The 1,426-nt window shown below is 57.2% G+C and carries 1 protein-coding gene; it reads left to right on the top strand.

Annotated features, from left to right (window positions below):
- Positions 1–84: 84 nt before the first annotated feature.
- Positions 85–1,413, top strand: a complete 1,329-nt coding sequence (locus tag MUW49_RS18075) for an IS4 family transposase (protein WP_053288733.1) — start codon at positions 85–87, stop codon at positions 1,411–1,413.
- Positions 1,414–1,426 lie beyond the last annotated feature (13 nt).

Below are 1,426 nucleotides of genomic sequence, written 5' to 3'. Positions count from 1 at the left end.
TAATGCCGATCAGTTAAGGATCCATTGACCGATCCTCAGGCTGTGTAAGAATCCGAAACTCCTTGTTGGGTTTCGGATTTTTTTATGCGTATCGACCAAGCTCTCGACTTCATTCACGCCTGTCCTCCCGGAAAGTTTGAGTCCCTGTCTGACCTGCTGTCACCTGAACTGGTGCAGGCTTGCTTGGCCGAGACGGGCTCCGTCTCCTTGCGCCGACGGCGCATGCCCATGGAGCGGGTGCTATGGGCCATTATCGGGATGTCCTTGTTTCGTCATGTCCCTATGGCCCAGCTGGCCAACCAGCTCGATATCCTGTTACCCGGCGACCGGCCGTTTGTCGTCCCCAGCGCCTTCATCCAGGCGCGCCAAAAACTGGCTGACCAAGCCGTTCGACAGGTGTTCCAGCAGACCGCCACACTCTGGCATCAGCAGTGTCAGCACCCCACCTGGGCCGGCTTGCAGCTGCTGGCCGTGGACGGGGTGGTCTGGCGCACGCCCGATACTCCGGACAATGCCGGCGCCTTTGCCAAGTCGAAAACCGTCCAGGGGGAGACGCAATATCCCCAGGTCCGCATGTTGTGTCAGATGGAGCTGACCAGTCATCTGCTGACCCAGACAGTGATGGACTCCTGTGCGGTAAACGAGATGGTGTTGGCAGAGCAACTGATTGAAAAAACACCCGATAATAGCCTGACCCTGTTCGATAAGGGCTTCTACTCACTGGGGTTACTCCATGCCTGGCAACGCCAGGGCGTAGCGCGTCACTGGCTTATTCCGCTGAAAAAGGGGGCTCAATACGAGGTCATCCGCAAGCTGGGGCGGCAGGATGTGCTGGTACGCCTCAGTGCCAGTCCGCAGGCCAAGAAGAAGTGGAGCGAGTTGCCGGAGCAGTTCGAAGCCCGGCTGCTGACCCGGACGGTAAACGGCAAGGAGCGGCAGGTGCTGACCTCGCTCACCGACCCGCTGCGCTTCCCGGCCAGCGAGTTGATGGAGCTATACCAGAATCGCTGGGAAATCGAGCTGGGCTATCGGGAGATGAAACATAGCCTGCAACAGCACCGGCTGACGCTGCGCAGCAAGAAACCCGATGGAGTAAGGCAGGAGCTATGGGGCTTGGTATTGGCCTATAACCTACTGAGATATCAGATGGTTAGGATGGCGGCGAGCTTAAAGGGCTATACGGCCAGCCAGTTGAGCTTTCACATGGCATCGGTGTATCTGCTGCATGAACTCAGTTGCCTGCCGTTTGTGTCACCGGGCATGGTTCCAGGGCGTGTCGCTGAGTTGGACAAACAGGCAGAGCAGTTCAAGTTACCCGCCCGCCGAGAACGAAGTTACCCAAGGTGCATCAAAGCCAAACCACAGAAGTATGCGACGAGAAAACCTAGTAAAAACAATGCCAGTCAGGCTTAACTGACTGGCATTA

Source organism: Aeromonas sp. LsrichE-8G (genome assembly GCF_022869435.1).
Lineage (GTDB): Bacteria > Pseudomonadota > Gammaproteobacteria > Enterobacterales > Aeromonadaceae > Aeromonas > Aeromonas caviae.
Note: the sequence above shows the minus strand (reverse complement) of the source record. Positions and strands in the feature narration are given on the sequence as shown.

What these genes read in the sequence shown, in the direction of transcription:
- MUW49_RS18075 (WP_053288733.1), top strand. Translation starts at nt 85, where the DNA reads ATGCGTATCGACCAAGCTCTCGACTTCATTCACGCCTGTCCTCCCGGA.